Source organism: Mesorhizobium sp. M7A.F.Ca.CA.004.04.2.1, from assembly GCF_004022825.1.
Classification (GTDB): Bacteria; Pseudomonadota; Alphaproteobacteria; order Rhizobiales; family Rhizobiaceae; genus Mesorhizobium.
In genome coordinates this window covers 1-7,383 of record NZ_RZPH01000195.1, presented here as the reverse complement: position 1 = coordinate 7,383, position 7,383 = coordinate 1, and the positions used below count along the sequence as shown (strand labels likewise).

The window sequence follows — 7,383 nt, the reverse complement described above, 5'->3', positions numbered from 1 at the left end:
CTCGATGAGCGCCATCGCCTGCCGCGTCGCCGTGGTGCCCGGCCGCAACGCCATCGGCATCGAACTGCCGAACGCCAAGCGCGAAACCGTATATCTGCGCGAGATTCTGGCCAGCCGTGACTTCGAGACGACGAAGGCCAAGCTGGCGCTGGCGCTGGGCAAGACCATCAATGGCGAGGCGGTCATCGTCGACATCGCCAAGATGCCGCACGTGCTTGTCGCCGGCACCACCGGCTCGGGCAAGTCGGTCGCCATCAACACCATGATCCTGTCGCTGCTCTACCGGCTGAAGCCGGAAGAATGTCGGCTGATCATGATCGATCCGAAAATGTTGGAACTCTCGGTCTATGACGGCATCCCGCATCTGCTCACGCCCGTCGTCACCGATCCGAAGAAGGCCGTGGTGGCGCTGAAATGGACCGTGCGCGAGATGGAGGATCGCTACCGCAAGATGTCCAAGGTCGGCGTGCGCAACATCGACGGCTTCAACGCCCGCGTCAGCCAGGCGGACAAGAAGGGCGAGAAGATCTCGCGCACCGTGCAGACCGGCTTCGACCGCCAGACCGGCGAGGCGATCTACGAGACCGAGAACCTCGATCTCGAGCCGATGCCCTATATCGTCGTCATCATCGACGAGATGGCCGACCTGATGATGGTCGCCGGCAAGGACATCGAAGGTGCCGTGCAGCGCCTGGCGCAGATGGCGCGCGCCGCCGGCATCCATGTCATCATGGCAACGCAGCGGCCGTCGGTCGACGTCATCACCGGCACCATCAAAGCCAATTTCCCGACCCGCATCTCCTTCCAGGTGACGTCGAAGATCGACAGCCGCACCATTCTGGGCGAGCAGGGCGCCGAGCAGCTGCTCGGCATGGGCGACATGCTCTACATGGCCGGCGGCGGCCGCATCCAGCGCGTGCACGGCCCGTTCGTCGCTGACGAAGAGGTCGAGAAGATCGTTGCGCATCTGAAGCTGCAGGGCGTGCCGGAATATCTCGACGCCATCACCGAGGATGATGGCGAGGACGACGACGAGCCGTCGGGCAAGGGTGGGTCCGGTGGCGGCAACAGCAATTTCGAGGATTCCGACGATCCCTACGATCAGGCGGTCTCCGTGGTGCTGCGCGATGGCAAGGCCTCGACCAGCTATATCCAGCGCCGGCTGGGCATCGGCTATAACCGCGCCGCCTCGATCATCGAGAAGATGGAAAAGGAAGGTATCGTCGGCCCGGCCAACCATGCCGGCAAGCGCGAGATCCTGGTGCCGACCGAAGAGGACAAGTTCTGACCACAAAGCCTGACCCTTGTGACATCCCGGTCCGGCAACCTTGAACCTTTCAAGGCGTTGAAGCGACCAAGGGACGTCTGACCCGCCAAATTTCAGCCTAACTGGGGGTCCAAGCACAGAACAACTCAGGAATCAGATGAGAGTGACCGACATGAAAAACGATCTTTCAGCGCTCAGCACATTTGCTCCATCCCGGCGTCAGTTGCTGGGCCTCGGCCTGGCGTTTGCGGGGGCGGCAGCCTTCAACGCGGTGCCCGGCTTCCAGGTGCTGGCTTCGGCGCAGGCGGCTGTGCCGACCGCTGCGCAGAAGATCGCCGACCACTTTTCCTCGGTCAAATCGATGAGCGGCGAATTCGTGCAGTTCGGCCCCAAGGGCGAGCAGACCGGCGGCAAGTTCTTCCTCGAACGGCCAGGCAAGATCCGCTTCAACTACGACGGCTCTTCAAACTTCCGGGTGATTTCAGACGGCCAGTCGGTGGTCATCCTGAACAAGAGGCTCAACACGTCCGATCTCTATCCGCTGTCGAAGACACCCTTGAAGCTGCTGCTCGACAACAGGATCGATCTCTCCGGCGACCGCGTCAAAAGCGTCAAGCAGGAGGATGACCTCACCACCATCCAGCTCGCCGACAAATCGGTGTTCGGCAATTCGAAGATCACCATGATGTTCGATCCGAAAACCTTCGACTTGCGGCAGTGGACGATCACCGACGCGCAGGGCAAGGACACGACGGTGATGATCTTCAACACCAAGGAAGGCGTCAGCTTCGCCCCTGATACTTTCGCCATCGACTACACGGCGAACCGCGAACTCAACACCAACAAGGCGCGCTAGGCCAATCGCACCAATAGCTGTGGAAAGCGCCGGGTCACGCCTCAGCGGGCGTGGCCCGGCTTGTCTTTGCGGCTTGCGGCTGGCAGTTTCCCGGACTGACTCCGTCGAAAGGCGTCTTCCCCGCCGGGGCCCATCGGTTCTGGCCGGTCGCACGCTGTCCTGGATTGCCAATGCCCTTCTCTATCGCCACCTGGAACATCAACTCCGTTCGCCTGCGCATGCCGATCGTCGAGCGCCTGCTCGTCGAGCATGCGCCCGACGTGCTGTGCCTGCAGGAAACCAAGGTTCCCGACGAACTGTTTCCCGAAAAGGCTTTTCGCAAGCTCGGCTACGAGCACATCGCTTTCCATGGGCAGAAGGGCTACCACGGCGTCGCGACGGTGGCGCGGCGACCGATCGAGGTGGTCGAAAAGCGACGCTTTTGCGAGATAGAGGACAGCCGGCACCTCTCGGTGACGGTGCGGGCCGGCGGCAAGGCGATCCTGCTCCACAATTTCTACGTTCCGGCGGGCGGCGACGAACCGGATCCCGTCATCAACAGGAAGTTCAAGCACAAGCTCGACTTCGTCGCCGAGATGAATGCCATCCGGGCAGAACATGACGAGGTGTCCGGCTCGGTGCTGGTCGGCGACCTCAACATCGCCCCGCTCGAACATGACGTCTGGTCGCACAAGCAATTGCTCAACGTGGTCAGCCACACGCCGATCGAGACGGAAAATTTCGAGGCGATGCGCCGCGCCGGCGACTGGGTCGACCTGATGCGGCTCAACGTGCCGCATGAGCAGAAGCTCTACACCTGGTGGAGCTATCGCGCGCAGGATTGGGAGCTGTCCAATCGCGGCCGTCGTCTCGACCACGTCTGGTCGTCGCCAAACCTGGTGCCCAGCTTTTCCGGCTACGAGATCCTGCGTCCGGCGCGCGGCTGGGAGCGCCCGTCGGACCATGTGCCTGTCATCGCGCGGTTCGATCTGGACTAGAGCAATTCTAGGAAAAGTGTGAAGCGGTTTTCCGTCTAGAATTGCGTCAAAACAAAGAGTTAGAGCAGCTCGCCGTTTCCGTGAAACGGTGAAATGCTCTAGTCTGGTCGAAAATGCCCGCGTGCGGCAGTCAGTCGGCAGAGGTGGAGTCGGCTGGATCCACCCACGGACGGCCCAATCGTGTCACCATCGCCGCGTACCCAACGGCACCTGCCGCCCAAAGGAAGATGCCAAGCTCTTTGACGACGTCTTCGGCGATGGCGGCCGCAGAACCAGGGGTAGGAAACAGATCTCCGATCTGGTCGATGGATGCCGACAGCGCGAGCAGGAAGCCTGCGGCCACAAAGACGATCGTGCCGTCGAATGTCTTCCGTCGCAGCCGAAAGAACCAGAACAGCCCGGCGGCGGCGTAGACAATCATCGCAACGATCTCTGGTATCGCAACCATGGGGAGCACGTCCTCATGGATCAATAACAGGTCATCGAGCCCCAGGAACAGGGTAAGGCCGCCGAGAAACGTGCAATCCCATCGGTGCGTGAGCAGGCCAGCAAACAGGGTCACCGCGCCGGAGCCGATCCACAGTGAAGCACCCAGGGACGAAATCCACCCTGTATAGAAGCCGACTTCGGCGACCGCAGATGGATCTCGATAAAAGATCCACGCGTCCAGACCACGAATCTGCGCAACGAACAGAGCGGCTAAGAGCATCGCGACGTTAATCGCCGTCGCCGTCAGTATGACCAAGCGCCAGGCTATCGTCCATTCGCCGCCATGCTTTGTGTTCAGCGCGTTGTTCTCTGGCATTTGCTATTCTCATTGAGGACTGAGAGGAACTCCATTGGAACCAAAATGCGACAGCCGCCAGATCTGCCGCCGAGAACTCCGCCTGCATTGTGCCGGTGGTCACCATGGTTGCAGCGCTTCGCTCCACCGAACCCATTGTACCATGGCGCCGATGTTCAGGTGAGGCTGGCCTGCAAATGGCCGACCTGAATCTCAACGCGCTTCGAAGCGCGACCAAATGAATTCAAGTTCAAACGGCGCGCTTCAAGTCTTCATGCATGTCGTTGTCGCGAAATTGCTGGGCTGACAGTTTGCGAGATCCGGCAGATGGGGATGGTCGCGGCGGCGCGTCGCCAGCATGCGTTGCGCCGCTTCGATGATTGTCGGCGCAGGCACATTGGCGACCAGACCGGTCGGACTGGCATGGCGGGATTCGATCACGTCCACGCAGTTCGAAAGCGGCCTCCAACGGGCCATGTTGGCGCCGCCACTGAGGATAACCATCGGCGTCATCACGGTTGCCATGAGATGTGCGGTACCGCCTTCGGCGCCGATGTAAAGATCGGCAAACTCGCCGAGCGCCAGCAAGATGTCACCGATATCGACACCTTCGATCGCGGCGGAATCGACAAGCCGCAGCTTCGGTACGCGCTGAGCCAGTTCAGCCATATCGGGACCATCGCCTGGGGTTTTCACATAGAGAAGGTTCGCCCCGTCGGCGATCAGGCTGTCGGCGATCGCGGCAACCTGATCCGCCGACATGCGCTTGCTGGCGCTGCCGTGCGCAGCGATAATGATCAACGGAGCATGCTTGCCGTCCGCAAGGCTCCTGGCCGCCGCTCGCGCGGCCGGGCCCGGCTCTAGCCGATGATCGAAAGGCAGCCGCTTGCCGGCAAGGCGTTCGATGAGGCGGTGGTAGCGCCAGGCATTGTGCCCGGGTCGTGCTTCAGGCCTTTGGCCCAGGCGCCAGGAAAGGGCGAAAGCCGGAAAGTTTGCCTCATAGGCGATGCCGCGGCCGAGCAGTGATGCCGAGGCTTGAAGCAGCCAACGCGCCGAGATGCGGAAATCGACAACGGCCAATCGCCCCTTGCCCTTGCGGTGATCGGCGACCAGGCGCGCCAGCGGCGTGCGCACATTGATCGCATCGACCAAATGGCCGGCATGGCGATTGAGGCTATGTTCAAGGGACGACGACCGGGTGGTTCCGTAGACGATGAAACTATCGGGGAATGCCGTTCTGGCGGCGCGCAAAGCCGGAATCCGGATCAATCCGTCGCCGAACGCGTCATTGCGGGAATACAAGATAATCGTCTCGTACCGCCCTGACGGCATGGCTCGCTCCCCCCAGGAGCCTGGTGATGGCGCCTGCTGTGCCGGCCGCCTTCGGGGTGCTTTAGGATTTCACCTCGGGCCTGTCAACGGACGCTGCCGCGCTTCCGCCTTTGGCCGCGAAACAACAGCTTCGCAGGCGGGCAGCCTTCAGCCGGAGAAGCGCGGGGCCAGTTCCTCGATGCGGCGGATCATCGCCTGAAATTCCTCCGAGATGCGCTGGTGGAGCTTGACCGCGATCTCGGGATATTCCTCCAGGATGCGGCGGAACATCTTGCGGCTGAGCCGCATCACTTCCGAATCGATCTCGGCCGAGGCGCTGGTCAACCGGTTGGTGTCGGCGATCAACGCCAGTTCGCTCAGGATTGTGCCGGGGCCTGCCGTGCCAATCGGGATGCGTTCACCACCCTGCTCCCGGTAGAGCACGATGCGCCCACTGACGACGATATAGGCGGAATCGGCCTCGTCGTCCTCGCGATAAAGCTTGTGGTTGGCAATCAGCCTGGTGTTCTCGGCGCCAAAGGCGAGCAGGCGCAATTGTTCCTGCGTGAAGCCCTCGAAGAGCCTCACGGCGGACAGGACGCGGATGTCGTCATCCAGCGCCATCTAGCTATGTCCCCGAACCGACAGTCCGACTCCTCCTCTGCGAGTTCGATCCAAACCACCCTCCAACTGGATCGTACCCGAAAGCGGCCCCGCCCGACCGCTCATTGGATAATGAAATGTTTAAGGAACCAGCTTGTAGCCGCCGCTTTCTGTCACAAGAATTTCCGCATTGGAAGGATCGCGCTCGATCTTCTGGCGCAGCCGGTAGACATGGGTTTCCAGCGTGTGCGTGGTGACACCGGAATTGTAGCCCCATACTTCCTCGAGCAGCACGTCGCGCGTCACCACCTTCTGGTCGGCGCGATAAAGATATTTGATGATCGAGGCTTCCTTCTCCGTCAGCCGCACCTTGCCGCCGCGCGGGTCGAGCAGCAGTTTCTGGCTGGGCTTGAAAGTATAAGGCCCGACCGAGAAGGTGGCGTCCTCGCTCTGCTCATGCTGGCGCAGCTGCGCCCGAATGCGTGCCAGCAGCACGGCAAAGCGGAACGGCTTCGTCACATAGTCGTTGGCGCCGGCCTCGAGACCAAGAATCGTATCCGAATCGGTGTCGTGGCCGGTCAGCATGATGATGGGCGCCTTGTAGCCGCCCTTGCGCAGGATCTTCACCGCTTCGCGGCCATCCATGTCGGGCAGTCCGACGTCCATGATGAGCAGATCAATGAGGCCGCCGCGCGCTGCGGCGACACCTTTTGCCGCAGTCGATTCCTGCAGCACGTCGAATTCCTCGTAAAGGGATAATTGCTCGACCAGTGTGCCGCGCAGGTCATCATCATCGTCGACGATCAGTATGGTGCGTGAAGTCATGGATCAATCCGTTGTTTTGAAAAGAAAATTCAGTTGACCGCTGCCTGTTTATGCGGAAGCTGACCGGCGCAACAGCCGTTCACAGTGATTTGTTCCGTGGCACGATCATACAAGAAAAAACACGATCGCAATGCAGCCGGCGCAATTTTGCGAAAAGGGCTGCGTGTGCTGACCGTGCGGGCGAGGCCTGGGCATCCAAGCCAGGGCCTGTTGCAGGCCGGGAAAACGGTGTTTGCCTGTGCGTTGGGGCGCGGTGGCATCTCGGCCGGCAAGCGCGAAGGCGATGGCGCCACGCCGCTGGCCGCGATGCGGATATTGTCGGGGTATTTCCGGGGAGATCAGTTCTCCAGCGGCCGCAGGACCCGTCTGGCGATGACGCCGATCGGGCCCGATCTGGGCTGGTGCGAAGTGCCCGAAGACCGCAACTACAACAGGCCGGTCAAGATACCCTATGGCGCCAGCCACGAACGCATGCGGCGCGACGACCGGCTCTACGACGCCTGCCTTGTGCTCGACTGGAACCTGTCGCCGCGCCGGCGCGGGCGCGGCAGCGCCATCTTCTTCCATCTGGCGCGCCCCGGCTTCACGCCGACGCAAGGCTGTGTGGCTGTCACGGCGCAAACCATGGCGCGGCTGCTGCCACTGCTGTCGGACCGGACGGTGGTGAGGGTGGTGAGATAGTAGGGCAGTAGGCAGTAGGCAGTAGGCAGTAGGCAGTAGGCAGTAGGCAGTAGGCAGTAGGCAGTAGGCTACCTGTCGG

Annotated in this window: 8 protein-coding genes; 4 read left to right on the top strand and 4 right to left on the bottom strand. The window is 61.6% G+C overall.

All coding sequences use genetic code 11. The features are described from left to right. From EN893_RS11590 to EN893_RS11580, 3 genes are all read left to right on the top strand, one after another. A partial coding sequence (locus EN893_RS11590; protein ID WP_128361545.1) for an FtsK/SpoIIIE domain-containing protein occupies positions 1-1,288 on the top strand: 1,288 nt, incomplete at its 5' end. 151 nt (positions 1,289-1,439) lie between these two features. Then, entirely contained in the window at positions 1,440-2,123 is a 684-nt protein-coding gene (locus EN893_RS11585; RefSeq protein WP_127267333.1) for an outer membrane lipoprotein carrier protein LolA, read from the top strand. 170 nt (positions 2,124-2,293) lie between these two features. Next, complete coding sequence (locus EN893_RS11580; RefSeq protein ID WP_127267331.1) at positions 2,294-3,100, top strand: exodeoxyribonuclease III; 807 nt, start codon at positions 2,294-2,296, stop codon at positions 3,098-3,100. Positions 3,101-3,230: 130 nt separating this feature from the next. Here the strand turns inward: EN893_RS11580 and EN893_RS11575 are convergent, their stop codons facing one another. From EN893_RS11575 to EN893_RS11560, 4 genes are all read right to left on the bottom strand, one after another. Beyond that, positions 3,231-3,905 (bottom strand): hypothetical protein, encoded by a 675-nt coding sequence (locus tag EN893_RS11575; protein ID WP_127267332.1) that lies wholly within the window; start codon positions 3,903-3,905, stop codon positions 3,231-3,233. A 243-nt stretch (positions 3,906-4,148) separates the two neighbouring features. After that, entirely contained in the window at positions 4,149-5,216 is a 1,068-nt protein-coding gene (locus EN893_RS11570) for a glycosyltransferase family 9 protein (protein WP_164748787.1), read from the bottom strand. A gap of 147 nt (positions 5,217-5,363) precedes the next feature. Then, positions 5,364-5,819 (bottom strand): cyclic nucleotide-binding domain-containing protein, encoded by a 456-nt coding sequence (locus tag EN893_RS11565; protein WP_023811239.1) that lies wholly within the window; start codon positions 5,817-5,819, stop codon positions 5,364-5,366. Positions 5,820-5,939: 120 nt separating this feature from the next. Then, entirely contained in the window at positions 5,940-6,623 is a 684-nt protein-coding gene (locus EN893_RS11560; protein ID WP_013528898.1) for a response regulator transcription factor, read from the bottom strand. A 144-nt stretch (positions 6,624-6,767) separates the two neighbouring features. Between EN893_RS11560 and EN893_RS11555 the strand changes: the two genes are divergently transcribed. Then, complete coding sequence (locus tag EN893_RS11555) at positions 6,768-7,304, top strand: L,D-transpeptidase (RefSeq protein ID WP_206517156.1); 537 nt, start codon at positions 6,768-6,770, stop codon at positions 7,302-7,304. The last annotated feature ends 79 nt before the right edge of the window (positions 7,305-7,383 follow it).

Bases quoted from the DNA above. Each gene is read 5' to 3' on its own strand.
- EN893_RS11585 (WP_127267333.1), top strand. From the start codon at position 1,440: ATGAAAAACGATCTTTCAGCGCTCAGCACATTTGCTCCATCCCGGCGT.
- EN893_RS11580 (WP_127267331.1), top strand. From the start codon at position 2,294: ATGCCCTTCTCTATCGCCACCTGGAACATCAACTCCGTTCGCCTGCGC.
- EN893_RS11575 (WP_127267332.1), bottom strand. From the start codon at position 3,905: ATGCCAGAGAACAACGCGCTGAACACAAAGCATGGCGGCGAATGGACG.
- EN893_RS11570 (WP_164748787.1), bottom strand. From the start codon at position 5,216: ATGCCGTCAGGGCGGTACGAGACGATTATCTTGTATTCCCGCAATGAC.
- EN893_RS11565 (WP_023811239.1), bottom strand. From the start codon at position 5,819: ATGGCGCTGGATGACGACATCCGCGTCCTGTCCGCCGTGAGGCTCTTC.
- EN893_RS11560 (WP_013528898.1), bottom strand. From the start codon at position 6,623: ATGACTTCACGCACCATACTGATCGTCGACGATGATGATGACCTGCGC.